Genomic DNA, 25395 nt, shown 5'->3' with positions numbered 1-25395 from the left:
CCGCCCGCACTCTTGGAACACGCGGCCGCGTACACCCTGCGCACCGTCATGCGCTTCCACCGGCGGGGCGAGAAAGCCGCCACGTTCGTAGAGAAGATGCCGGAGACAACCCCGGCGTCCTACCGCACCGGGCATCCGACGAGGCCCTGACCGATGCAGAGAAGGTGTCGGAATCGTCGATCGCCGCGAAGTTGCACGGCCCGGAGGTCAGCCGTCATATCCCGCCGGGCCAGGTGGGGTTGGCGTGGTGTGCTCGCGACGGTCCCCATGCCGCCCGGGCCTCGTAGACGGCGCCCCTCGCCCGTTTCGCCCGCTGCGGACCCAACGGCCGATGAACACGCCCAGGGCGCGGCGCTGCTGTTCCTCGTGGACGATCTGCTGGCGAGCACGAGCCGCGCCGGGAGGCCGACAGATACCGCGCCCTTGCCACGGACGCGTGACGATGTGTCAGGTATCCTGCGGTCTTCGCCGGACCCCCTGACGGAGTCCCCCAGCAGGTCGCCATGTCCCCTTCCCAGCAGCAGCCGGCCCGTGCGAGCTCGAACTCTCCGACGGCAGCCTGGGCTACGGCGCGGCCCGCAGGTAGACCTGAGCGAGCTGGTGGTCCTCAGCGACGTGCTTCACGCTGGGGTTCCTTCCGTTCGTGGCCGGTACGGGTTCACGGTGCTCCGGATCTGCGCATCAGGCCGTCAGGCAACCTCATGAAGTCCACATCGACGAGACGCTGGGGGGCTCGGCCTGGAGAGGGCCCGACGAGGAGCGAGAGACGACCGTGGTCGGTCAACCGGTCGCCCTTCGCGGCGCCGGCGCGCTCGTCTTTTCGCCGGCCCGCAGCAGGCGAAAAGACAACGAGTGTGCTGCTTGGCTGCGCAGGTGGTTCCAGGATTCACCCGATATGGCCCATGGCATGCCCATCATGGGGCCGAACGCTCAACTCCCGCCCCGCACAGGTCGAAACAAGCCCTATCCACCTTCGCCGCATCGGCCGTTGTTAGACTCTCTATCCGCACGTGCCAAGCAGGCATAGGCAAGAAGAGGGGGAGCTTTGTCTTTGCCGGGGACGTTCCGAGTCGACATCGAGGAACTCGGAAGAATTTCGCAGAAGCTTGATGACAGCGTTACTGGCATGCGTACGGTGACGCGGAAAATGGATCAGGCAACAGCAGGTCAGCTCGGTCACGAGTCCCTGGATTCGGCTTGTGAAGGTTTTCAGTCGAAGTGGAAGTACGGGATCGACCAGATCGCCAAGCTGGCAGATTCCATACAAGGCTCGATCGAAGCCACTGCACATTCATATCGCGCATGCGAGATGGGAATTCAGCAAGTATTCTCCAAGGGAATGGAATCGGATTCCCCTGGGTCATCTCCTATGTCCAGTTCGACATCGTCGGCCTTCGGATAAGAGGGGGGGGTCATGGGCGGCGGTAAGATACCTTCCGATGCTGCGGGATATCCGGGGCTAGGATTCGACCCGACCCCTGGAAATCTATCAGCGGCGCGTGCGCTGGTTGACCAGTCATTCGATGCACACAGAAAGCTAGCTTCGGTCTCGCAGACCCTACGCTCCATCACCCGTGGAGGTGAAGAGTGGAGCGGAATTGCTGCGGACGCCTTTTCTATGCGGGTGAAGGATCTTCCGAAGCTGGTCGAATCTGCGACTCAGAGTTTTTATGATTGCGGATTCCAGTTGAATGAGTGGTCCGCGAAGCTGGAAGCCATGAAGTCTCGTGCATCGGATATGGAGGACCGTGCCGTCACCGCTCGTTCCCGTCAGCGAGATGCGGAGGGAAATCCGGATCTGGGGCTGGCCGGGCAGACGTTCGAGACGGATGAAGAACTGCATAGCGCAGAGCAACGATTGAATACGGCTGTCGAGGAACTTGATTCAGCCCGAGACGCTCTCAATTCCCTGATCGAGGATGCGGGACGGCTCAAGCATCAGCATGATGAGGCCGCGGAGAAGGTGGCGGAGGCTATACGTCGAGCCTCAGAAGAGGCTCCCGACGAACCGGGCTGGCTGGATCGGATTGGAGACGCCATTGAATCCCTGGCTGAGGCCCAGGCGGCTTTGGCCAACCAGGCGTGGGATTGGGTGAAGAACCACGCCAACGCCATTGCTGCCGTCGGCGATGTTCTGTCCACAGTCAGCGCTGTGGTGGGCGCTGTCGGAGTGGGCCTCGCAGCGGTTGGCATGGTCTTTCCTCCCTCCGAAGTGATTCTTGCTCCTGTAGGTGGGGCGTTGGAGCTGGCATCGTCCGGTTTCGCGGCCGGGGCGTTTGTCCTGCACGGCACAGCCCGTATGGCGGGAGGCGAAGACGTCGTCTCGAACCGGACGTTGGCGCAGGACGGATTGGGCATTATCCCCTTGGGCGCTGCCTCTCGCGTCGGCGGAAAATTGGGCACCGCGATGCTCAAGAGTCGTGCGGCAGATGGTGCTGCCAACTTCGGGCTCGTTGATTCCTGGGCTGGGCTTTTCGGTGACCCCTCTGTCTTCGAGAACTTTAAGCCGAAAGATCGACGCCAGGCCATTGAGATGGGGGGTGTTCCCGGTGGTGGCGGTCCCTTGTTGATCGGGCTGGAGAACGCATGGAACAAGGGCAGCGCCAAGGACCGAGCCCCCGATGGAGGGTGAAGGTAAATCATGAACGACGAGACAGCAGCAGCGGAATTTGATGGACGCCCAACCGTCAGACTCGTCTTCACCGGATTCGGATCAATCCACGCCGACCGGATTACCTGGATCGGCACAGAATTGGGTTATGCACTCAGCGCCGAGGAGCCGTACGGGCGTGGGCAACGCCGCTTGATTTTCGTGCGCGACGACAGTCCCGCGTCCCGGCAACGCGCCCAGGCCACGCTGGCTCGCGTACAGGCTGCCGGCACTTGGAGCGCCGTTACTCAGCCCTGGCCAGGGCCTGTTCTCTTCGACCCGTCACTGATCCACCCGGAGCGCGCCGCGCGTGCACGGAGGGACACCAAAGCCTACGAGGGGTGGCACCCTGCCCAGTTGGTCGGCCTGTGCTGCATCGCGGCCGCCGGACTCTTCACTCTGGCGTGGGCCGCCCGGGAGACAGTGCCCGCTGTCGTGGGCTCCTGCCTGGTCGGGATCCTGTTCCTGGCCGGGGCTGCACTCGGTCCGCGGTACACAAGGAAATGGCATCAGAAGAACCTGCAACTGCTTGAGGATTTCCGCCGACAGCAAGCAGCCCAGTTTCCTGTACCTCCGCCTCCGCCACCTCCTCCCGGTCCACATCGCGACCAGACGGGAATTTAGCCTTGGAATTCACGGTACCGGCCGGATTCACGGAGATCCCCATAGGGATGACCATCGAAGAAGCGCAACGAGAAATCACCACACGAGTATCTCAAGAAGCCCTCGATGCGAAACCCGTCATGTTCCAGAACCTAACGAGGAATCTCCACAAGGCATCACAGGCACTCGAAAAGTCCGGAGCACTGTATGCCGGGTGCTGCGTCCGAGCCTACGACGGCGAGCTATCGCTCGGAACCTTGCTCGTCACGGTCACGCCTTTCGAGTTCGGAGATGCAGCAGTGGCCGCAGACGGCATAGTTCGCTCCCTCACTGCCGCAAGGGGAGAATCATGGGCCGGAAGCGTGCTGGACACCCCCAACGGCCCCACAGCAGTGCTGTCCGGGGTGAACAGCTTCCCCATTCCCGCCGAGAGCTCCCCTTCAGATGAAGACCTGACCCTACCCATGGCAGAAACGCAGGCATTCCTTCCCGTACCGCAAGGACCAGAAAATGGAGAACAGTGCCTCGTTTCCATCAATTTTACGACGCCATGCGAAGACCACTGGGACGAGTATTGCTCCGACATCGTGGAACTACTGCGCAGCATGACCTTCGACCAGTCTGACCTCGCCATACCCGAAAGCGCCCAGCCTGCACCAGAGAGTTCGCCCGAACTAGCATCAGTAAAACCCGCTCCCATAACGCCCCATCTCGATGGAAAAAGGCCAGCAAGTCCTTTCGGCTAACAGCGGCCAAGCGCAATGAGGAGTGCTTCAGCGGCAGTCGGCCCAAGGGGTATCCCGTTAAGGGCGTTGAGTCGACAGCTCCCGGCCGCCCCCGTGATCGAGTTCGATTCCGCCACCGAACGGCCCGCCCCGTCCGCCGCGGGCGAGTCGGGGCGCAGGTCCAGCCCTCCGGCCTGCAGCGCGCCACCGGTCTGGTAGGGCTTCGGCGCGGGCCCCGGAGGCCAGCAGTGCGCGCCTGGCGGCTGGTTCGCCCAACGGCGCCTCGCGCCCTGGTCGCGATCACCATCGCTGGGACGAGCTGCCGGTGTGGCTGCATGCCGATCTCATGCCGGGCAACCTGCTGGTCGAGAGCGGCAGGCTGACCGCGGTGATCGATTTCGGGTGCACGGGAGTGGGCGATCCAGCCTGCGCCCCCCGGCGTGGAATCTGCTGCCGGCCCATGCGAGAGAAGCCTTCCGCGAGGCACCGGGCGTGGACGACGCAACCTGGAGCCGCTGCCGGGGACGCACACTCTCGCAGGCGCTGATCGTGCTGCCCTACTACCGGAGGACCAACCCGGCGATGGCACACAACGCCCGGCACGTGATCCAGGCAGTGCTGGACGAAGCCTGAGGCACGCACTGCGTGTGAGGACCGTGCCGGTCATAGCCACCGGCTCGCCGCAGCTGCGGCGACGATGTGCTGCATCAGCCTCCGACCGGCAGCCGGATCGTCCGGCCATGGGTACCAGGCATGCTCGGCGGGACATGCCACGCTTTCCAACTCGGTACGCCTACCGCGCACCGTCAACGTCCGAACGCGGAACTTCGGCCGGATCACTGGCCGGTCACGGCCCCTTGCTCTGCACGAGGCCGCGACGGAGCGTCGGGCGTCGTCCACGCCTCGCCCAGCCCGGCCGCCATCCTGTCGGCCTGTGCGAGGGTCAGCGGCGCCAGCGCCCTGAGCCAGGGCATACGGATTCGGAGGAATACGTGTAAAAAGCCTGTCGCAGTCGGCAGGATGGGCGCATGGACCTTGGGGATATGAGGCTGGGCGGGGTACGGCCGGTGGTGGTGCGGGTTCCGGTGGAACCAGTCGAGGCCGCCGTCGAAGCCGACGCAGTTGACGCCGCGATGCAGGCCGGCAATGTGGCGGTCCGCGGCCCACTATTCGGCGTTGCCGCGCAGGAAGTGGACGACGGTCAGCGATGGCGGGTGGTGGTCGCGGTGTCGAACGGCTCTCCGCAGACGGCCCGCGACAGCCTGAATTCGCTGCTGTGGTTCCGTGCGAAGGACGAGGCACAGGACAGGGCGGAGCGTCGTGCTCTGCTGGCGGCGGTTGCCCGGCTGGAGAGCGAACGCGTCGACGAACTCACCGTGCTCGGCATCCGCTACCGGATCGTGCGCGCCGAGGAGTACGTCGGCATGGGCCCGGACGGCATCGAGCAGCCGCGCCCGACCGATCCGGAGCCTGCCACCCCCGACTGGGACCGCGGCTCCAGGGAGGCAGAGATCGATGACGGTCTGGTCCTGGATCTCGACGCGCCGGTCACCCCCACCCAGGCCGCGGAACGGCTGACGCTGCGCGACATGGCCTACGCCGGTTCCCGGTACCCCGACGACGTGCGGCTCGACTCGCACCGGGCCCTGGGCACCCACCCCGACATCCTGCTGTTACCCACGACGTTCAAGATCGTGGAGCGCACCGACACGGGATGGAAGTCGGGCAGCGGCTTGCACACCAGTGCGCAAGAGGCCCGTAAGACGCTGGACTTCTCGCTGACGTATTGGGAGCCGCGCAGGCGTGGCCTCATCCCTATGGACGCCGACCAGCAGGTCGACGCCCGTACGCAGGTTGCCAAGATGGATGACTCCGCGGCCGGAGAACTGACCGCGTATGCCGAGGCCGCCGACCGGCTGCGCACCGGCCGAGTCAACCAACTGGAGGTCCTGGGCACCGTCTACCGGATCGGCCGCACCCGCCGTCTGCTGCGCTGGGGACCTGACGGTCCCGAAGGGCCGCGTCCATCCGACATCAGCAGTCATGACCCCGAGCGCATCCACCTCCTGCTCGATGAGGACGGCAACATCCGCTACGAGCACGAACACCAAGGGGACGACGACAGCTGAGCCTTCCCGGCCTGGCATGCAGGCGGTGGTGGCCACGCTCGGCCCGGATGCCGGATCTCCGAGCGGGTTCACCTGGCCGCACCGGTACGTGACCGATCCGGAAGTTGCGCTCCGCATCGGCCTGAGCGGCACACACACGTGCTCTCCTGGAACCGTTCGCCGGTGGTCGGTTCTGCGACCGGTCGACTCGGAGGGCCGCATGCTCGACCAGACCCACCAGCTCAGGGAGGGGGCGGTAGTTCCCCGGCCCGGCGATGGATGGCCGTGGCCCGGCGCCAGTACCTGGGACGGGCCGACGAGCTGCCGCTGCGCGCACCGGAGCCCCGGGACCAGGCTCACTTCCGCCCAGCAGGATTCAGTCGACCGCGGGGCCCTTACCGAGGACGTCGCGCGACGCCTGGCCGTCTACGCGGCGGAGGAAGCGATGCTCCCCGAACGTGAACGGCACAGGCGCGCCAAGGCCGCGATCTCGAACGTGGAGGGCCCCGGCAGGTGCTGCCTGCCGGGGCCCTCCATTTTCTGGTGGCCGGTCAGCGGCGGAGGCGCCAGCGGGTGAAGACGCATTGGTCTTCGCCGGCGCCGAGCTGGAAGGGCAGGGCGCGGTGCCGCACCGCTCTCAGCGGCCAGGTCGGCGGCCGCGATGGCCAGGCCGCTGCTGCCGACGGCTGGGATGCCCCAGCGGAGCCGCACTTGAGTTTGAGATGGGCCGTTCCCCGCATCTCCCGTGGGTAGGGAAATGCGGGGGAACGGCCCATGGGAGTTCGGCGGCTCAGGGAAGTCGACGTCCCATCTTCGCCGACTTGCGATTATGCCCCTTAGTGTCCCACCACTCCTCCAGTGCAGTACGAACGATGTACACGAGTTGCTGAAGTCGTTCGGGATCTGGGGCGGGTGAGGTGAACACATCCAGAAAGGACTTGTCATCCCAAGGGAGCGTGAATTCCCAACGCTCGGCCTGGAGCCCTTCCCTTTCCGCAGTAAGCCAGTACGTCAACATCACGCTTCGATCCGGTTGGTGACTGACCGAGAGTTCATCGACGTTGCATCTGACCATCCCGTCACCGGTGGTGTATGAACGGGCCAGAGCCTGCTCGGCTGGCATTTTGGCCGGCATGTGCACCACCATCTTCCACTGCGAGTCCTCGCTAACTACCCCGCCGAGACCAGCACTTGGCTGTGGAGCATCGCGTGACCCTGTATGCAGTGAGGAGGTCACTGCTGCCTGCTGGGGTACCGATGATGGTACGGAATTTTTCGTAACTCGGCATGACCGGGTCTAGGTGGAGAAACACCACGCCCGTCACCGCTTCGTGCCGCAGCGCAGCGTGTAACGGGCAGGACGTCGGTAATAGTTCCGCACGATGTAATTACGGTTGTGGTGCTTGCATGTTGCGTCGATGCTGGTGACGGCGGCTCCGGTCGCGTGACTTCGAAGACGTCGAACCCGTCGCGGAATTCGCCATCGGTATTACGAGTGTTGATGTGGCAACAGCGATTGTCGCCGCCGTTTTCGCTGTTCGGGACGCGTTGATATGCACGATCTCCCCCTGAACTCTCCCCGTGTTCTCGGTGTTGGCTTGGCCGAGCCACCACCGAGGTTGCGATTGACGCCACATCACTTCTGCCCGTGCACGGTCAACGGCTGTTAGCGCCAGGGGTACTGGCGCAGATCTCCCGTTGACAGTTCTCACGGTCCGTCACGCCCCCAGGAAGAACGAAGATGCGGAAGTCTTGTGGAATTCCGCCTCATCCGGAACTGGCAGCGGGAGAGGTCGACATGGACGTCGGCGATGCCGGTCTTGCCGCGCGAGGTGCGGGCGAAAGGGGGGCCGCTCTGACCGGCCCGAACCCGGTTGATCGCGGCAAGAAGGGCAGCAAACTGCACGTACTGTCCGAGGCCCAGGACCTGCCGTCGGCCGTCGCAGGGTCCGGACGCGTCCGCCGGGGAAACATGACGTCGGCCGGCCGGGGACGGCAGTGGCCGGAGCCGCGTCGGCCGGGTGGCGTGAAGCCCGACAGGTGAGCTCCGGCTCCCGGTCCGGTCAGGCGCGGCGGCAGTGGAAGATGCCCCAGCGCAGTTGCTCGTGGCGGGCCGCGTCCGCCCAGCGGGGCAGGTTGCCGAGGAGGCGGTCGACGTAGCCGGGGCTGATGAGGTCGCGCAGTTCCGCTTCGCGTGTGTGGGTCTCCTCGGTGAGGCGTACGTAGTGGTGGGCCAGTTGGCCGCTGTGGTCGTCGAAATCGATGCGGGACAGGCCGAGTCCGGAAAGTGTCCGGCGGTAGCGGTCCGGCGTGGCCAGCGCGTCCACGCCCAGGCGGGACACGACGGGATGCAGCACTTCTTCCGGGGTGCCATCGGCTGCCATCAAGTCGGTGAAGACCAGGGCCCCTTCGGGCCTGAGGACGCGTACGGCTTCGCTGAGTGCCTGCGTCAGGTCGCCGCTGTGGCAGAAGGCTTCCTGGGACCAGACGACGTCGAAGCGGTGGTCCGGATAGGGAATGTCCTGGAAGGACCCGGTGACGACCTCGACCAGGCCGTCAAGTCCGCGCTCGATGTTGGTGGTGCGGTGGCGTTTGTTCTGGGCTTCGCTGATGTTGAGGGCGATGACGCGGCAGCCGAACCGCTCCGCCAGGTAGCGGGCGGGGCCGCCGTATCCGGATCCGAGGTCCAGCACGGTGCTGCCCGGGGCGAGGAGGTCGGTGACCTTGTCGGCGGCCCGTTCGACGGTGCGGCGCGAGGCGTCCGCAATCGCCTCGTGTTCCTGGGCGTAGATCCCGGTGTGGATGTCCTCGCCGCCCCACACGGCGTCGTAGAACGCGTCGACGTCGGCGGTGTCGTAGTAGCTGCGCGTCGCGTCCTCGGAGGTCGGTGCGCTGTCGTGCGGCATGGGCGTCTCCCCTCACTCGGTGCTGCTCGTCCGGTTCGGGCATCAGCCTCGTCGCACTTGCCGCTTCCTTCACAGGGAGCAAACAAGTCAACTGTCTGTGGGGGCGTTCGTTTCCGGGCGCTCGTGTCCGGTGTCCGAACGGCCATATGCAGGGCCCGAGTTGGGTTTGGCCGCCGGGAGCTCGGAAGGGGAGCGTGCGTCAGGCGGTGCTGCTGAGGCGGCTGATGCGGTCGGCGTCGCAGGTGCGGGGGCAGGTCACGCAGGTGTCGTCGGGGCGCAGCGTGTAGAACATGCAGCAGCTCGCGCGGTCCCGGGTCGGCAGGGCCTCGCCGGACGGTCCGGTCAGCTCGCGGAAGGCCGCGCTGCCGACGTACGGGGCGGTGGCGCCGGGCAGCAGCCGCTCCAGCTCGGCCATCGCGCGCGGTTCCTCGCCCAGGAGGTGCCCGAGGTACCACAGGCCCTCGACGATCTCGTCCGTCGCCATGCCCCACAGGGCGCGCGGGCCGCGCCGCATCCGGGGCCGGAAGCCGTCGAGCACGGGCGTCAGATGCTCGGCGACCGCGTCCCGCACCTCGGCGCGCAGCGCCTCTTCGTCCGGCACCACACGAGCCCCCGGCAGACCGGCCGCAGGGTCGCCGGGAAGACACGCGAACGAGCGCACCCGTACGGCCATCCGGCCCAGCTCGCGCTGGAAGGTGACGTCCGCCACCGGCAGTCGCGGCACCCGGCGGTTCAGGAACCACGGCATGGTGATGAGCAGGCAGGCGGGCCAGGCGTAGCGGTGCAGCGCGAAGCTGGCGATGACGTCCGGCCGGGCGCGGGTGTGGTAGTCCCGCAGGACCTGTTCGTCGTCCCAGGCCAGGAAGGCGTCGAGGGCTTCGTCACCGGCCGCGAGCGCGGCGGCGGGCACCCAGCCGGGGCCGCTGGGCGCGGCCGTGTCCCACTCGGTCACCCGCAAGCCGGGGAACACCTCGGTGAGCCGGGCGTAGGCACCGGCGAAAGGTGAGGTCAGGGCAGGCGCGGCGAGGGCAGGAGTCATGCGGGAGACCACCGAATCGGGATCGTTAGCAGGTAAGCCTTACCTTATCTGAAGACTTTACCCCGGCTCCGCGAGGTGTGAACCACGGTTCCGGGCGCCTAAAGTGCTGGGGATGTCAGGAGGAAGCACCATGGAGCAGGGCAGAGCGGAAGCGCAGTCTCCGGCTCGGGCACGGGTGCCCGCGCAAGCCGGTTCCGCTGTGCCGCACGGCGATTTCGTCGTCCATGAGCGTGCCACGGCGGTCCGCGCGGCGACCGCCGCGACACCCGATGCCGCACGGCGCCCCCAGCGCCACTCCGTACGCGGCCAGGTGCTCGCCGCGCTGCGGGAGGCGCTGCTCGCCGGTGAACTGGCGCCGGGCGAGGTCTACTCCGCGCCCGCGCTCGCCGCGCGGTACGGCGTCTCGGCCACCCCCGTCCGCGAGGCGATGCAGCAACTCGCGGGCGAGGACGCCGTCGAGGTGGTTCCCAACCGCGGCTTCCGGGTCGCCGAGCGCAGCGCGCGTGACCTCGCCGAACTCGCCGAGGTCCGCGCCATGCTGGAGATCCCGGCGGTCGTCCGGCTGGCCAGGGTGCTGCGTCCGGAGCGCTGGGAGGAGCTGCGCCCGCAGGCCGCTGACTGCGTCACGGCCGCGGCGCACGGCGACCGGGTCGGCTACGCCGAGGCGGACCGGGCCTTCCATCACGCCCTGATGTCCCTGACCGGCAACCGCCGGCTGGTGGAGGTCACCGACGATCTGCTGCGCCGCACCCAGCGGCCGGCCGGCGGTTCCCGGCTGCGCCGGGCGGAACTGCTGGCCGACGCGTCGGAGCACTCGGCTCTTCTGGACGCCCTGGCCGCCCAGGAGTACGACGTCGCCGAACGCGTCGCGCGTGCGCACCTGTCGGCGGCCCGCCACCCGCACTGACCGGTCGTGGTGCCGTGGCGGGCCGGGATGTCAGTCCGGTACCAGCTCGCTGAACGGCAGCAGGGCGACGTCGGCCGCGGGCCGGGAGAGATACAGATCGGCGTGGTAGAAGCCGTCGGCTTCCTTGCCGTTCGTCGTCAGGCCGTGTCCGGCCAGCGCGGTGAAGGCCGCCCGCCGCTCTTCCCCGTCCGCGAAGCGCCGCTGGCGGAACGTACGCGTCGTCAGTTTCTCGGTCACCAGGCCCGCGCGGGCCAGCAGCGCGGACACCGGCCGGTAGGAGACCGTGCGCAGCACGAACGCGGCCACCCAGGGCGGGTTGTCCATGGCGTCGATGAGGTGGCCGAAGGTGCGTTCCGAGATGTAGCCGACGCCGCCGGTGACGGTGATCAGGTCGGTGCCGGCCAGCGCGGCGCGCAGCTGCGGGCTCGGTGCGTCGCTCTCCAGGTTCTCCGCGAAGCCCTGGTCGAGCACGCCTGCGGACCTGGCGTAGCCGACGGCACGGTCGGCCACGTCGAGGCCGGTGACGTGTGGGGCGTCGGGGTGTACCCGGGCGGCGAAGTACGCGCGGTCCTCCTGCGCGAGCTGCGGGCGCTGCGGCGCGTCCGGGGTGTGCTGGGCGTACCGGTCGTAGAGGTCGGTGAGGGTCAACCGGTGTTTGAGCAGGGCGGCGTTGATGCCGTACGAGCAGCACAGGTCGACGACGTTCAGCGGCGGCCGGTCCGCGCGGCGCCGGCGCAAGGCGTCGACGGCGGCGCGGAACACGGCCTGGCCGTGGTGCGGGATCTGGTAGTCGAGCGGCTGGAGAGTGGTGAAGTAGCGCCGCGGATCGGGGCAGTTGTAGATCGCCTCGAAATCGGCCTTGCCCCAGTCGGATGTTGCGGTGGTCTCAGTCGCTTCAGTTGCCACGGGGGCCTCCTGAAAGGCTCTGCGAACGGGGGGACCGGCTCCGGCCCTGGACCAGCTTCCAGTCCCCGCCATCGCCCCGCAGTGCGACTTGCGGCCATTTTCGGCACCTCGGGCGCGGGTCCTGCGGCGCCGACATCCCGCTGTGTGCGGGGGATTCCGCCTGATCCGGGTGGAGCGGCGGTGTGCCCTGGCAGTTGTTCCGGCCCCGGCACAGTGCAGATCCGGCCGATTTTCACCAGGATGGGCATGGCCGATGGCAAGCGGTTGACGGCCCGGCCGCGGCGGCCCGGCAGGGTCCTGACCGCCGCGGACGCCCGCTACGGGGTGACCGCCTCCACCGTGAAACGGCCCGCGAGCCAGGTGGGCAGACCGCCCATCAGACGGAACAGCCGGGCGGCCTCGGCGACCAGACGGTCCTTCTCGTCCTCGGGCGCGGCGTCGGCCAGGGCCACCAGCGCGGGCGCGGTCCCGACGAGGAAGCCCAGCTCCTCACGGATCCGCAGCGACTCGGTGAAGCCGTGCCGCGCCTCGGTCAACTCGCCGTCGCGCAGGGCGAGTCCGGCCAGCTGCCGCCAGGTGGAGGAGAGCAGCAGCAGGTCGCCGGCGGCGGTGGCGCCCGCGTGGGCGCGGCGGTAGGCGGCGCGGGCGGACTGCGGGCTGTCGGCGACGTGCTCGGCCATCAGCCCGCGGCGGAAGTCGAGCAGCGGCCGGCCGGCCGCTCCCGGCGCGAGCAGTGCGGCGGCCCTGCCGAGCGCCGAGCGTGCTTCGTCGGCCCGGTCGCGTACGCCGAGGACCGTGGCGGCGTAGGCGAGTTGGCCGCGTTCGCAGGCCGCGCCGCCGCGTTCGTCGTCGTCGCCCGCGAGCGCTTCGGCGGCGCGCAGCGCATCCTCGGCCCCGGCCCAGCCGGTGGCGGTGTACATGCAGCCCTCCACCAGGAGGGCCGCGCGGCGCAGTGCGGCCGGTGCGTGACGGGCGGCGTGTGGTTCCAGCAGTGCGGCCGCGTCGTCCCAGCAGCCGCGGGACCGCAGCCGCCATACGGCGCGGTCGAGGGGATCGTCCCCCGCGGCCGCCCTGGCTGCCGGAACCGCTGGTACCGGTTCCGCCGGCCGACGTGATGCCGCGGAATCCGCGGATTCTGGCATGGCGGTATTCGCCACATTGCCCTCCCCGAGCGCGCCTTCGAGCTGGATGGTGGAGCCGTGCGCGCATCTCAGCACGGATTCCGTCACCCGGCCAAGGGGGTGGGTGAATGATTTCACAATCGCCTGGGCGCGGTTCGGTCACCGGACGGCGCCGGTGATCGGCCGGGCCGCGGGCGGGGCGGCCCGGCGTGCTGCGGGGGCGGTGCCGCCCGATGCCGCCCGATCGGATGACCCAGGACGGTGAGGCGCACGCTCCCGGGGGGACGCCGAGGCGTGCGCGAGGAGCGCGCCGGGGCCTGCCGGGGCGCGTACGCGGCGCACGACAGGGGGATCCGCGCGGCGCCTCCGTCGGCCGTCAGCTCATCCGCAGTGCAAGGAAGAAGTCCAGCTTGTCCTCCAGGCGGGACAGGTCGCGGCCGGTCAGCTGCTCGATCCGGCCCACCCGGTAGCGGAGCGTGTTGACGTGCAGGTGGAGGCGGCCCGCGCAGCGGGTCCAGGAGCCGTCGCTGTCCAGGAACGCCTCCAGGGTGGGGATCAGCTCGGCGCGGTGCCTGCGGTCGTAGTCGCGCAGCGGGTCCAGGAGGCGGGCGGTGAAGGCACGGCGGACGTCGTCGGGGACGAACGGCAGCAGCAGGACGTGCGAGGCCAGCTCTTCGTGGCCGGCCGCGCAGACCCGGCCGCTGCGGGCGGCCGCGACCCGGCGGGCGTGCCGGGCCTCCTCCAGGGCGCCGCGCAGCCCCTCGGCCGAGTGCACCGACGCGCTGACGCCGACCGTCAGCCGGCCGTCGTCCGCCAGACCGCGGCCCAGCGGTTCCTGGATCACGGAGAGCAGCGGTCCGGCGTGCAGCCCCGTCGCCGCGTCCTCGCCCGCCGCGTCGGCGGTGGCGGGCAGCGGGACCAGGGCCACCGCCTCGTCGCCGGTGTGCGCGACGGCGATCCGGTCGGACGGCTCGGGTCCGAACGTGCCGGGATCGACCAGCACCTCCTCCAGGAGGGCCTGTGCGACCGGGCCGCCCGGTACCCCGTCGCCGTCCCACTCGACCCGGGCCACCACGATCTGCCAGTGCGGCGCGGACCCCAGACCGGGCAGCAGCACCGGCGCCGCCACCCGCAGCCGGGCCGCGATCTCGGCGGGCGGCGCGCCCGTCTGCACCAGTTCGATGACCTCCTGGGCGAGCCGCCTGCGCACCGTGCGGGCCGCGTCGCGCCGGTCGCGTTCGACGGCGATCAGCTGGGTGACGCCCTGGAGCAGGTCGAGCCGCTCCGCGGGCCAGTCGCCGGCGTCCGCGTCGACGGCCAGCAGCCAGTCGGAGAGCAGCGTCTCGCGCAGGTCGCGGCCCTCGTGCCGGATGGGGAAGAGCGAGTACGTGGTGGCGCCGACGGTGACGCGGTACGGGCCGCGGCGGCCGCCACGGGAGGCCGCCAGGTGCTCGCCCGCCAGCTGCGCGGCCAGTTCCGCGGGCAGTTCGGGTCCGGCGTCCGCCAGCGTCGATCCGGCGATCTGCCGGCCGGTGGGGGAGAGCACCCAGGCCCGCAGGTCGAGGTCCGAGCCGAGCAGGTCGAGCACCACTTCGGGGCCGCCACCCGCGGGCCCCGACGTCATCAGCCGCCGGTGGCGGTCGACGACGGCGGCCAGATCGCCGGCCCGTTCGCCGGAGACCTGCCGGACGACGTACTCGGTGATCGAGGCGAACGAGACGTCCTCGACGACGGAGAACAGCGGCAGCCGGTGCCGGACGCACGCCTGCACGAGATCGTCGGGCACCGAGCCCAGCTCCGCCTCGCCCGCCGCGAGCCCGGCGACTCCCGCGGCGGCCAGGATCCGGACGAACCGCTCGGAGTCGGCCGCCTCGCGGCGCCAGGCGAGGCCGGTGAGGACCAGTTCCCCGCCGGAGAGGTAGCGGCTCGGGTCGCGCAGGTCGGTGGTCATCACGCCGCGTACGGAGCGCTCCAGCTCGTCCTCGCCCCCGAGCAGGCGCAGGCCCAGGGATGTCGTGTCCAGGAGTGCGCGGAGCCGCATGACCTCGCCCGCCGATCTTTGCTGTGTCTTGTGGTGCCGGTGGAATGCCGCGAGGTTGCTGCACCCCGCTATTCGTTCGAATCTACAAGACACAGGTATTGGCCAGCCAACCGCTTCATGGTTTCGGTGACTGCACCGGCCGGGCCGTGAGCGCGTTCACTTGCCCCAACAGCATGAACAAGACATGAACGGCTTGATGGCGACGAGGGCCGAAGGTCCTCACCACGAGCAGCGAACGACCCGAATTCACAGAAGAGAGCCTCGTATGGACTTCCTTCGCCCCGCCAGCTGGGAGGAGGCGCTCGCCGCGAAGGCCGAGCACCCCACGGCTGTACCCATCGCGGGCGGTACGGATGTGATGGTCGAGATCAACTTCGATCACCGCCGGCCCGCGTACCTGCTCGACCTGAACCGCATCGGTGACCTGTCGGAGTGGGAGGTCGGGGAGAAGACCGTACGCCTCGGCGCGTCCGTGCCGTACACCCTGATCATGGAGAACCTGCGGACCGAACTGCCCGGCCTCGCGCTCGCCTCGCACACCGTGGCCTCCCCGCAGATCCGCAACCGCGGCGGCGTCGGCGGCAACCTCGGCACCGCGTCCCCGGCCGGCGACGCGCACCCCGCGCTGCTCGCCTCCGGCGGCGAGGTCGAGGTCGAGTCGGTACGCGGCCGCCGCATGATCCCGATCGACGCGTTCTACGTCGGCGTCAAGCGCAACGCCATGGAGCAGGACGAGCTGATCCGCTCGGTGCATCTGCCCAAGGCCGACGGGCCGCAGCAGTTCTCCAAGGTCGGCACCCGCAACGCCATGGTGATCGCGGTGTGCGCCTTCGGCCTCGCGCTGCACCCCGAGACCCGCACGGTGCGCACCGGCATCGGCTCCGCAGCGCCCACCCCCGTACGGGCCCGCGCCGCCGAGGACTTCCTGGCGGCCGCGCTGGACGAGGGCGGATTCTGGGAATCGGGGAAGACCGTCCCGCCGTCCGTCGCCAAGCAGTTCGCGCAGCTCGCGTCCGGCGCCTGCAACCCGATCGACGACGTGCGCGGCAGCGCCAAGTACCGGCGCCATGCCGTGGGCATCATGGCGCGCCGCACCCTCGGCTGGACCTGGGAGTCCTACCGCGGACAGGAAAGGAGCGCCTCATGCGCGTGAACTTCACCGTCAACGGCCGTAAGCAGGAGGCCGACGACGTCTGGGAAGGCGAGAGCCTGCTGTACGTCCTCCGCGAGCGGATGGGCCTTCCGGGCTCCAAGAACGCCTGTGAACAGGGCGAATGCGGTTCCTGTACGGTCCGTCTCGACGACGTGCCGGTGTGTTCGTGCCTGGTGGCCGCGGGCCAGGCGGAGGGCCGCGAGGTCGTCACCGTCGAGGGCCTGGCGGACTTCGCCAAGCAGCGCGCCGGGCAGAGCGGTTGCGCCTCCGGAGCCTGCGGCGGCACCACCGTGGACGCGGCCAAGCGGTGGCAGGCCAAGCCGCAGTCGGCCGACGGGCAGACCGGCGAGCAGGTCGAACTCGCGCCGATCCAGCAGGCGTTCATCGACGCCGGCGCGGTCCAGTGCGGCTTTTGCACCCCGGGCCTGCTGGTCGCCGCCGACGAACTGCTGGAGCGCAACGGCTCCCCCTCGGACGCCGACATCCGCGAGGCGCTGTCGGGCAACCTGTGCCGCTGCACGGGCTACGAGAAGATCCTCGACGCGGTACGGCTCGCGGCCGCCCGCGGCGAGAACTCGGCCGCAGGACAGGGGGCCTGACCACCATGGGCGTCACACGCACACCCACCGACCTCACGCAGGGCGGCAGGACCGGCGCCGGCATCGGCGCGTCCACGCTGCGGCCCGACGGCACCCTCAAGGTGACCGGCGAGTTCGCGTACTCGTCGGACATGTGGCACGAGGACATGCTGTGGGGCTTCACGCTGCGCTCCACCACCGCGCACGCCGAGATCCGGTCGATCGACACCTCCGAAGCGCTCGCGACCTCCGGCGTCTACGCCGTCCTGACCTACGACGACCTGCCCACCGACGTGAAGAACTACGGCCTGGAGATCCAGGACACGCCGGTCCTCGCACACGGCAAGGTCCGCCACCACGGCGAGCCGGTGGCGATCGTCGCCGCCGACCACCCGGAGACCGCCCGCAGGGCCGCCGCCAAAATCAAGATCGACTATGCCGAGCTGCCGGTCGTCACCGACGAGGCGTCCGCGACCGCCGAGGGTGCGCCGCTGGTCCACGAGATGCGCGACGACCACCACGCGGGCCACGTACCGCACCCCAACATCGTGCACCGCCAGCCGATCGTGCGCGGCAACGCCGACGAGGCCGCCAAGAGGGCCGACGTCATCGTCTCCGGTGAGTACGTCTTCGGCATGCAGGACCAGGCGTTCCTCGGCCCGGAGTCCGGCCTCGCGGTGCCCGCGGACGACGGCGGCGTCGACCTGTACGTCGCCACCCAGTGGCTGCACTCCGACCTGCGGCAGATCGCGCCGGTCCTGGGCCTGCCCGAGGACAAGGTCCGCATGACGCTGTCCGGCGTCGGCGGCGCGTTCGGCGGCCGTGAGGACCTGTCGATGCAGATCCACGCCTGCCTGCTGGCGCTGCGCACCGGCAAGCCCGTCAAGATCGTCTACAACCGCTTCGAGTCCTTCTTCGGACACGTCCACCGGCACCCGGCCAAGCTCTGGTACGAGCACGGGGCCACCCGCGACGGCAAGCTGACGCACCTGAAGTGCCGCATCGTGCTGGACGGCGGCGCCTACGCGTCCGCTTCGCCCGCCGTCGTCGGCAACGCCTCCTCGCTGGCCGTCGGCCCCTACGTCGTCGACGACGTCGACATCGAGGCCATCGCGCTCTACTCCAACAACCCGCCGTGCGGCGCGATGCGCGGCTTCGGCGCGGTCCAGGCGTGCTTCGCGTACGAGGCGCAGATGGACAAGGTCGCCAAGGAGCTGGGCCTGGACCCGGTCGAGTTCCGGCAGCTCAACGCCATGGAGGAGGGCACGATCATGCCGACGGGGCAGCCCGTCGAATCGCCCGCCCCGGTCGCCGAACTCCTGCGCCGCATCAAGGCGATGCCGCTGCCCCCGGAGCAGCAGTGGCTGGCGGCCGGGGAGCGGGCGGACGTCCGCGCGCTGCCGGGCGGCCTGTCCAACACCACGCACGGCGAAGGCGTCGTCCGCGGGGTCGGCTACGCCGTCGGCATCAAGAACGTCGGCTTCTCCGAGGGCTTCGACGACTACTCCACCGCCCGGGTGCGGATGGAGGTGGTCGGCGGCGAGCCGGTCGCGACCGTGCACACCGCCATGGCGGAGGTCGGCCAGGGCGGCGTCACCGTCCACGCCCAGATCGCCCGCACCGAGCTGGGCGTCCAGCAGGTCACCATCCAGCCCGCCGACACCCGGGTGGGCTCGGCCGGTTCCACCTCGGCATCCCGGCAGACGTACATGACCGGCGGCGCGGTGAAGAACACCTGCGAGGCGGTGCGCGAGAAGGTCCTGGAGATCGGCCGCGGCAAGTTCGGCACATATCACCCCGCGTGGGCCACCGCCGAACTGCTGCTGGAGAACGGCAAGGTCGTCACCGACGGCGGCGAGGTCCTGGCCGATCTCGCGGACGTCCTGGAGGGTGGGGCCGTCGACCTGGAGCTGGAGTTCCGGCACAAGCCGACCGAGGCGTTCGACCTGCGCACCGGCCAGGGCAACGGCCATGTCCAGTACTCGTTCGCCGCGCACCGTGCGGTGGTCGAGGTGGACACCGAACTGGGCCTGGTCAAGGTCGTCGAGCTGGCCGTCGCCCAGGATGTCGGCAAGGCGCTCAACCCGCTGTCCGTCGTCGGCCAGATCCAGGGCGGCACCACCCAGGGACTGGGCGTCGCGGTCATGGAGGAGATCATCGTCGACCCGAAGACGGCGAAGGTCCGCAACCCCTCCTTCACCGACTACCTCATCCCCACCATCCTCGACACCCCGACCATCCCGGTCGACGTGCTCGAACTCGCCGACGAGGCCGCCCCGTACGGGCTGCGCGGCATCGGCGAGGCCCCGACCCTGTCGTCCACTCCGGCCGTCCTCGCGGCGATCCGGAATGCGACGGGCCTGGAGCTGAACAAGACGCCGGTACGCCCCGAGCACCTCACCGGCACCTGACCGTCCGGGGCGGCCGTCCCGGAATCCGGCCCTCCGGGCGGTGGCAGCAGGGTGTCTGCCCGTTCCTCCTCCACCCGCCGCCCGGAGCCGCCCCACACCACCCCTTCCACAGCAGGGAGTTCAGCAGGGAGTTTTTTCCGCACCACGCAGTCGCTGTCCGCGCAGCACCGGACAGCACCCACCGTTCGCCTCGGGCCGTCCCCCGGGTCGTGCAGCCGAAGATCCATCCCAAATCTCGCAGCGTTTGCGAGTGCACCTATGAACCTTGGGAGTTAAGGCACCATGACCCAGCAGTCCATAGAGCCGCAGACGGCGGCGGAAGACGCGGGCGAGGGCTCGCGGCCACCCGCCGGCCGCTCGTGGCTCGACCGGTACTTCCACATATCCGACAGAGGATCGACGATCCCGCGCGAGGTACGCGGCGGCATCACCACCTTCATGGCGATGTGCTACATCCTCCTGCTCAACCCGTTGATCCTGTCGACACCCGACGTGGACAAGCACACCCTCGCGCACGCCGGCGTGGTCACCGCGACCGCACTGGGCGCCGCGATCTGCACGCTGCTGATGGGCTTCATCGGCAAGGTCCCGCTCGCCCTTGCGGCCGGGCTCAACGTCTCCGCGGCACTGACCACCCAGGTCGTCCCCCACATGACCTGGCCGCAGGCCATGGGCATGTGCGTGCTGTACGGCGTGGTGATCATGCTCCTGGTGGTCACCGGGCTACGCGAGATGATCATGAACGCCATTCCGCTGGCGCTCAAGCACGCCATCACCATGGGTATCGGCATGTTCGTCGCCCTGCTGGGTCTGGTGAAGGCCGGCTTCGTCGGCAAGGGCGACGGCGGCCCGGTCACCCTCGGACTCACCGGCAACCTCTCCGGCTGGCCGGTCCTGTTCTTCTGCGTCACTCTGATCCTGATCTTCATGCTCCAGGCACGCAAGGTGCCCGGCGCCATCCTCATCGGCATCGTCGCGGGCAGCGTGCTGTCCATCATCGTCACCAAGGCGGGCGGCCTGACCGACAAGGACTGGCAGGGCACCGCCCCCGCCCTGCACGGCAGCGCCGTCTCGGCACCCGACTTCGGGCTCTTCGGACACGTCGAATTCGGCGGCTGGGGATCCATCGGCGCCCTCAGCGTCGGCATGATCGTCTTCACCCTCGTGCTCGCCGGGTTCTTCGACGCGATGGCCACCATCATCGGCGTCGGCACGGAAGCCAAGCTGGCCGACGACAAGGGCCGGATGCCGGGCCTGTCCAAGGCGCTCTTCGTGGACGGCGCGGGCGGCGCCATCGGCGGCGTCACCGGCGGCTCGGGCCAGACCGTGTTCATCGAGTCGGCCAGCGGCGTCGGCGAGGGCGCCCGCACGGGCCTGTCGGCGGTCGTCACCGGCCTGTTCTTCGCGGCCTGCCTCTTCTTCACGCCGCTCACCCAACTGGTGCCCGCCCAGGTCGCGTCGGCGGCCCTCGTCGTCATCGGCTCGATGATGATGAGCGCGGCCGCCCACGTCGACTGGAGCGACCGGGCGACCTCCATCCCGGTCTTCCTGACCGTCGCCCTGATGCCGTTCACCTACCAGATCACCGCAGGCGTCGGCGCCGGCGTCATCGCCTACACGGCCATCAAGACCGCGCAGGGCAAGTGGCGCGAGGTCGGCGGCTTCATGTGGGTGCTGACGCTGGTCTTCGCCGTCTACTTCTCGCTCCATCCCATCGAGAGCTGGCTGGGCGTCAGGTAGGTCCTGTCGTTCGGGTCTGGTCGCGAGCCGGCCCGATCCGAACGAATGGCCCCGACTCCCGCCTGCTCCCCGCCCGTTAGGAGAACGACATGCTGGACATCGCCGAAGAGCTGCACCGGTGGGTCGAGCAGGGCCGCGACTTCGCGGTGGCCACCGTCGTGGCCACCAACGGCAGCGCGCCCCGCCAGCCCGGCGCCGCGCTCGCCGTCGATGCCGACGGCGCGGCGATCGGGTCGGTCTCCGGCGGGTGCGTGGAGGGCGCGGTCTACGCACTGTGCCAGGAAGCGCTGGAGACCGGCGAACCGGTCACCGAACGCTTCGGCTACAGCGACGAGGACGCCTTCGCCGTCGGCCTGACCTGCGGCGGCATCATCGACATCCTCGTCACCCCGGTACGCGCGAGCGCCCTCGCGCCGGCCGGCGCCGGCCGGCGCGAGGGACAGCCGGTGGACAGCAACCCCGCAACGCTCGCCGCCGCGCTGGCCGCCGCCGCCCGGGGGGAGGCGGCAGCGGTCACCCGCGTCGTACAGGGACCGCCCGAACTCCTCGGCCGCGCCCTGCTCGTACGCCCCGACGGCAGCCACACCGGCACCCTTGGCGGCCACCCCGCCCTGGACCGCACCGCCGTCGCCGAAACCCGCGCACTGCTGGACGCCGGCCGCACCGCCACCGTCGAGATCGGCGCGGACGGCGCGAAGTGCGGAACGCCGGTCGTCCTCCTGGCCGAATCCTCCGTCCCGGCCCCCCGCATGATCGTCTTCGGCGCCATCGACTTCGCCGCCGCCCTCGTCAAGGTCGGCAGGCTGCTCAACTACCACGTCACCGTCTGCGACGCCCGCCCGGTCTTCGCGACCAGAAGCCGCTTCCCCGACGCCGACGAGATCGTCGTCGACTGGCCGCACCGCTACCTCGACTCCCAGGACCTGGACTCCCGCACGGCGCTGTGCGTCCTCACCCACGACGCCAAGTTCGACGTACCGCTCCTGGAACGTGCACTCAAGCTCCCGGTCGCCTACGTCGGCGCGATGGGCTCCCGACGCACCCACATCGACCGGCTCCGCCGCCTGCGCGACGCCGGTCTCACCGAACTCGAACTCCACCGCCTCCGCTCACCCATCGGCCTCGACATCGGCGCCCGCACCCCCGAAGAGACCGCCCTCTCCATAGCCGCCGAAATCATCGCCAACCGCCGCGGTGGCACCGGCGCCCCCCTCACCGGCGCACACACGCCCATTCACCACGACAACCCGCGGGGGGTGGAGCGGATCGGGTCGGTGGCGTGAGGGGACCGGGCCACGGGAGGCGGGTTCACGGGAGACGGGCTGACGGGAGGCGGCAGCGCTTCCTCCGCCCCGTCCGGTCCCGGCGCGCATCGGCCGCAGAAGGTCCGGACGACGCAGGGCCCGGAGGCCGTGTCGAAAGAGGCGTCCCGCAGATTCCAGGTGGACCCGCAGTCACAGCGCTCGGAGAACGTCACCGCACCACACCTCCCCGATTGCCGACCCGGAACGCGTCGGCCCGCTGCGCACGCGGGTGCCCCTCGGCACCCACATCGAGCGGCCGTCGCTGCAGGCTGCGCGCGCACGATTCGCACAACACCAGCTCCCAGCCGGGCCCGGAGACGGCATGCTGATAGACCTCGGCGACGCCCTCGATGGTGCCGCAGGTCTCACAGCGATCGGTGTCGGTCATGACGCCCTTTCGTAACGGGAAGCTCGGGAAGCCGCCGCGAGGCTCCGGACATTGCTCCCTCCCCGTGAGGGTGTCCCGGGCACGCCGGTCGGACTCGTCGAAGGTCGTCGAAGTGTGGCCACCGGCGCCCGCGATGTGGCGTTGGAAGGCGGGGCGGATGGCGTGGTCCCGGCTGAGGCGGTCCCAGTTGTGGATGAGGCATACGGCGGGGTGGCCGAACGTGTGGGTGTCGCCGGTCATCTGCCGCGTGAGACGCATGAACTCGGACCGACTGCCGGGCAGTTCGGCCAGGGCATCGGCCCCACGATCGACCCAGACGCCGGCCACCTCCCACCCATACCGTTCGGCGGTGTTCCGGCACCCCAGGAGGCGCTGATCCAGCAGTCGGTGGGAGTGGCGGGCGGCGGTCCGGTCGTAGACGTAGGCGGATGCGTGGTTGTCGACGGGCCCGCTCACGAGGCGTCGTCCGTACGGCGGGCCAGGGTCAGCAACCACTGGCAGTCGCGGGCGAGTTGCTGCACCTGGACGTGTGCGGAGAGAGGGCCGGGGCCGAGGCCCTGGCGGGTCTGGTGCGTGATGGCGTCGAGGCGGGTGGCCATGCGGTGCGCCTCGACGCCGCCGTGGCGGAGTCGGTTGATGGATTCACGGGCATCGGGGAGGAGGTGGGCGATGTGTGCGCGCAGTTCCCGCTCAAGCCCGGCGAGCATGCCGATGTCGGGGCGTCCGGTGCGGAGGCGGAGGGCTTGGTGGATGGTGGTGTTGACGGGGTCGGTGCCGACGGGCGCAGGGGCCGTCAACTGTGTCTGCACGGTGTCCATGGCACGACGGTAGGAGCGCGGTGTGCGGAGTGGGGACACGGTTTGTGTCCCCACCTTCAAGCGGTCAGCAGCCCGATTTTCGCCGCCAGTTCTGCTGCTCGCTGACGCCGGTCCGGAGACGGCGACTCGGCCTCTTCCAGCACGATCCGGCGTGCGTAGCCGTTGTAGCGGATCGTCTCGGGGGCCGCCTCGTACGCCTGGTTCAGCGTGGCGAGGGCGATGTCCGGCTGTCCGTCGAGCTGGTATCCGCGGGCCTGCTCGATGCGGTGCCGGGCTTGCCGCGGTCGTGAGGGAATCGCGGCGGATTCCGCTCGTGTGGCCTGGCGAACGGACTCGGTGCCCGAGTGCAGTTCGACGGCGATGGTCACCGCGTGCGCGCCCATGACCGCCTGAGAGAAGGACGTCATGGGGTGGAAGTAGCCCGCCGGCAGCGACTCGGCGACGTTCCGGGCGCGGTCCCAGTAGCGCCACGCGGTGCCGGTGTCCCCGCGCCGCGCCGCTGTGTATCCGGCTTCGAACTGCAGGGCCCCGGTGATCGCCCGGACCTCGGTGCTCGCATCGTGGAGCAAGGGGCCGAGGTACCGCAGCGTCGCCAGGGTCACGGCGTCGGCGGCATCGAAGTGCGACGGGCCGGAATCCCGGTGCGCCTGCGTGGTGAGCCAGGCCGCGATCCCGATGGTGTGCGGGTCTTCCGGCTCCTGCGCGGCGACCATCGCCCGCTCGGCGACGCGCCACAGCAGCGCGGGATCGGGCTGGTAGGCCAGGAAGAACTGGCTGAGGCTGTAAATCTCGGACAACAGGGCCTGTGCGGTGCGCCGTTCGGAGGCGGTGTCGGCCTGCCGGACGGCCAGTTGGCCGTCGGTGATGAGGCCGGGCAGCAGCGCGCCGATGACCTCACGGTGGTGGGGCGCGGAATGCCGGGCGTTCCACGCACAGGCAAGTCGGGCGCGCAGGTGGGTTGTTGACGGCGCAGCGGCCCGGTCGGCGTCGGCGGGGAAGCGGTTGACCGCCTCGGCCACCGCAGCGAGCCTCGGGTGGCCGGGGCCGGTGAACAGGTCGCGGCGCATGCTGGTGTACCCGGTCAACTCGGCAAGGTCGCGCACCCGCAGTGCTTCGGCGACGCGCAGGATCATCTCCAGCCCCGGTGTCCGGAGCTGCCCGTTCTCCACGCGCTTGACCCACGACGCCGACCTGCCGACGAGACCGGCGAGCACCACGCGGGACATGCCACGACGACGGCGCAGAAGCTGCATGCGCTGCCCGAACACCAACGGGGCGACATATGGGCCAGGGGTGCTGTCCTCGGACATGCTCTTGCCCCTCTCTGACGGCTCGACACTGCCAGAGTAGGGGAGCGGGGCCTCACTCGTCGTCTGCGCATCGGATGCGCAAGCTGCCCCCACCGCATCGCTCCGGCGGGGCCGTGAAATCCGGCGGCGGTGCCCGGCCCACCGCGCGATATCCGGGGCGACATCCGCGAGTTGCTGCCCACGTAGGGAGACACCGGGAGCGTGACCACCATCGCCGTAACGGGCCACATGGACCTCGTGGCGGCCACCGTGCCGCTGGTGCGCGAGGCCGTGCGGACGCTGCTGCGCGCACAGCCGTGGAGAGCTGGTCGGCGCCTCCTGTCTCGCTCGCGGATCCGACACCCTGTTCGCGGAGGCGGTCGTCGAGGCCGGTGGGCGTCTGGTCGTCGTCCTGCCCTCACGCGATCACCGCGAGTCGAAGGTCAAGCCTGACCACGCCCCCGCCTTCGACCGCCTCTCTGCCCAGGCGGAGGTGGTGACCATGCCGTATGACACCGCGAACCGGGAAGCGTACGAGGCGGCCAACGATGAGTTGCTGAAGCGGGCAGACCTGCTTGTGGCCGCCGTCCGGGGTGGCGCGCCGCCTTCGGGGAAGGGCGGTGGGACGGCGGACACCGTTGAGCAGGCGCGGCAAGCCGGTTTGCTGTTGAGGTCGTGTGGCCCGACGGGGCTCAGCGCGGCGCGTGA

Annotated in this window: 20 protein-coding genes and 2 pseudogenes; 13 read left to right on the top strand and 9 right to left on the bottom strand. The window is 69.7% G+C overall.

Going from position 1 to position 25395, the window contains the following annotated elements; translation table 11 throughout:
- The first annotated feature begins 1045 nt into the window (after positions 1 to 1045).
- From LIU39_RS35800 to LIU39_RS12385, 6 genes and pseudogenes are all read left to right on the top strand, one after another.
- Positions 1046 to 1402: a WXG100 family type VII secretion target gene (locus LIU39_RS35800; protein WP_505016421.1), complete on the top strand. Its 357-nt coding sequence runs from the start codon at positions 1046 to 1048 to the stop codon at positions 1400 to 1402.
- A 12-nt stretch (positions 1403 to 1414) separates the two neighbouring features.
- A complete protein-coding gene (locus LIU39_RS12405; RefSeq protein WP_227046707.1) occupies positions 1415 to 2632 on the top strand; it encodes a putative T7SS-secreted protein in 1218 nt (405 codons plus the stop codon).
- A gap of 9 nt (positions 2633 to 2641) precedes the next feature.
- A complete protein-coding gene (locus LIU39_RS12400) occupies positions 2642 to 3274 on the top strand; it encodes a hypothetical protein (RefSeq protein ID WP_227046706.1) in 633 nt (210 codons plus the stop codon).
- Positions 3275 to 3321: 47 nt separating this feature from the next.
- The gene (locus LIU39_RS12395) at positions 3322 to 3999 is read left to right on the top strand and encodes a hypothetical protein (protein WP_227046705.1); all 678 of its coding nucleotides are present in this window, start codon (positions 3322 to 3324) and stop codon (positions 3997 to 3999) included.
- Between the two features lie 106 nt (positions 4000 to 4105).
- Positions 4106 to 4611: pseudogene (locus tag LIU39_RS12390) on the top strand (phosphotransferase).
- A gap of 395 nt (positions 4612 to 5006) precedes the next feature.
- Positions 5007 to 6107, top strand: coding sequence for a DUF5954 family protein (locus LIU39_RS12385; RefSeq protein ID WP_227046704.1), 1101 nt, complete (start codon positions 5007 to 5009; stop codon positions 6105 to 6107).
- Positions 6108 to 6876: 769 nt separating this feature from the next.
- Here the strand turns inward: LIU39_RS12385 and LIU39_RS12380 are convergent.
- The 3 genes from LIU39_RS12380 to LIU39_RS12365 all read right to left on the bottom strand — a co-directional run bounded on the left by LIU39_RS12380 (position 6877) and on the right by LIU39_RS12365 (position 10031).
- The gene (locus LIU39_RS12380; RefSeq protein ID WP_227046703.1) at positions 6877 to 7233 is read right to left on the bottom strand and encodes a hypothetical protein; all 357 of its coding nucleotides are present in this window, start codon (positions 7231 to 7233) and stop codon (positions 6877 to 6879) included.
- Between the two features lie 916 nt (positions 7234 to 8149).
- Positions 8150 to 8992 carry an SAM-dependent methyltransferase gene (locus LIU39_RS12370; RefSeq protein ID WP_227046702.1) on the bottom strand — a complete coding sequence of 281 codons (843 nt, stop codon included), beginning with the start codon at positions 8990 to 8992 and terminating at the stop codon, positions 8150 to 8152.
- Between the two features lie 199 nt (positions 8993 to 9191).
- Positions 9192 to 10031, bottom strand: a complete 840-nt coding sequence (locus LIU39_RS12365; protein WP_227046701.1) for a (2Fe-2S)-binding protein — start codon at positions 10029 to 10031, stop codon at positions 9192 to 9194.
- Between the two features lie 130 nt (positions 10032 to 10161).
- On the opposite strand from LIU39_RS12365, the gene LIU39_RS12360 reads away from it, so the two are divergent.
- On the top strand, positions 10162 to 10938 hold the full coding sequence (locus tag LIU39_RS12360) for a GntR family transcriptional regulator (RefSeq protein WP_227046700.1): 777 nt from the start codon (positions 10162 to 10164) through the stop codon (positions 10936 to 10938).
- A gap of 30 nt (positions 10939 to 10968) precedes the next feature.
- On the opposite strand, the gene LIU39_RS12355 is transcribed toward LIU39_RS12360, so the two are convergent.
- From LIU39_RS12355 to LIU39_RS12345, 3 genes are all read right to left on the bottom strand, one after another.
- Positions 10969 to 11844 (bottom strand): hypothetical protein, encoded by an 876-nt coding sequence (locus LIU39_RS12355; protein ID WP_227046699.1) that lies wholly within the window; start codon positions 11842 to 11844, stop codon positions 10969 to 10971.
- Between the two features lie 317 nt (positions 11845 to 12161).
- Positions 12162 to 13073 (bottom strand): hypothetical protein, encoded by a 912-nt coding sequence (locus LIU39_RS12350; RefSeq protein WP_227046698.1) that lies wholly within the window; start codon positions 13071 to 13073, stop codon positions 12162 to 12164.
- A 268-nt stretch (positions 13074 to 13341) separates the two neighbouring features.
- Positions 13342 to 15006 carry a PucR family transcriptional regulator gene (locus LIU39_RS12345; RefSeq protein WP_227046697.1) on the bottom strand — a complete coding sequence of 555 codons (1665 nt, stop codon included), beginning with the start codon at positions 15004 to 15006 and terminating at the stop codon, positions 13342 to 13344.
- Between the two features lie 265 nt (positions 15007 to 15271).
- Here LIU39_RS12345 and LIU39_RS12340 point away from each other — a divergent pair, with 265 nt between their 5' ends.
- The 5 genes from LIU39_RS12340 to LIU39_RS12320 all read left to right on the top strand — a co-directional run bounded on the left by LIU39_RS12340 (position 15272) and on the right by LIU39_RS12320 (position 22171).
- Positions 15272 to 16159: an FAD binding domain-containing protein gene (locus tag LIU39_RS12340; RefSeq protein ID WP_227046696.1), complete on the top strand. Its 888-nt coding sequence runs from the start codon at positions 15272 to 15274 to the stop codon at positions 16157 to 16159.
- Positions 16150 to 16758 (top strand): (2Fe-2S)-binding protein, encoded by a 609-nt coding sequence (locus LIU39_RS12335; protein WP_227046695.1) that lies wholly within the window; start codon positions 16150 to 16152, stop codon positions 16756 to 16758. Before LIU39_RS12340 ends, LIU39_RS12335 begins: the two co-directional genes overlap by 10 nt.
- Positions 16759 to 16763: 5 nt before the next feature.
- The gene (locus LIU39_RS12330; RefSeq protein WP_227046694.1) at positions 16764 to 19148 is read left to right on the top strand and encodes a xanthine dehydrogenase family protein molybdopterin-binding subunit; all 2385 of its coding nucleotides are present in this window, start codon (positions 16764 to 16766) and stop codon (positions 19146 to 19148) included.
- A 282-nt stretch (positions 19149 to 19430) separates the two neighbouring features.
- Positions 19431 to 20888, top strand: a complete 1458-nt coding sequence (locus LIU39_RS12325) for an NCS2 family permease (protein WP_227046693.1) — start codon at positions 19431 to 19433, stop codon at positions 20886 to 20888.
- A gap of 89 nt (positions 20889 to 20977) precedes the next feature.
- Complete coding sequence (locus LIU39_RS12320; RefSeq protein ID WP_227046692.1) at positions 20978 to 22171, top strand: XdhC family protein; 1194 nt, start codon at positions 20978 to 20980, stop codon at positions 22169 to 22171.
- Between the two features lie 190 nt (positions 22172 to 22361).
- Here LIU39_RS12320 and LIU39_RS12315 read toward each other — a convergent pair whose 3' ends face one another.
- The 3 genes from LIU39_RS12315 to LIU39_RS12305 are packed head-to-tail and all read right to left on the bottom strand — an operon-like array spanning position 22362 to position 24708.
- Positions 22362 to 23036, bottom strand: coding sequence for a recombinase family protein (locus LIU39_RS12315; protein ID WP_227046691.1), 675 nt, complete (start codon positions 23034 to 23036; stop codon positions 22362 to 22364).
- Positions 23033 to 23398, bottom strand: a complete 366-nt coding sequence (locus LIU39_RS12310; RefSeq protein WP_227046690.1) for a DUF6415 family natural product biosynthesis protein — start codon at positions 23396 to 23398, stop codon at positions 23033 to 23035. Before LIU39_RS12310 ends, LIU39_RS12315 begins: the two co-directional genes overlap by 4 nt.
- Positions 23399 to 23454: 56 nt before the next feature.
- A complete protein-coding gene (locus tag LIU39_RS12305) occupies positions 23455 to 24708 on the bottom strand; it encodes a helix-turn-helix domain-containing protein (protein ID WP_227046689.1) in 1254 nt (417 codons plus the stop codon).
- A gap of 201 nt (positions 24709 to 24909) precedes the next feature.
- Between LIU39_RS12305 and LIU39_RS12300 the strand changes: the two are divergent.
- Positions 24910 to 25395 (top strand): annotated as a pseudogene (locus LIU39_RS12300) (hypothetical protein).

Source organism: Streptomyces pinistramenti (genome assembly GCF_020564935.1).
In the GTDB taxonomy this organism is placed as follows: Bacteria; Actinomycetota; Actinomycetes; order Streptomycetales; family Streptomycetaceae; genus Streptomyces; species Streptomyces pinistramenti.
This window is presented reverse-complemented; position numbering and strand designations above follow the sequence as displayed.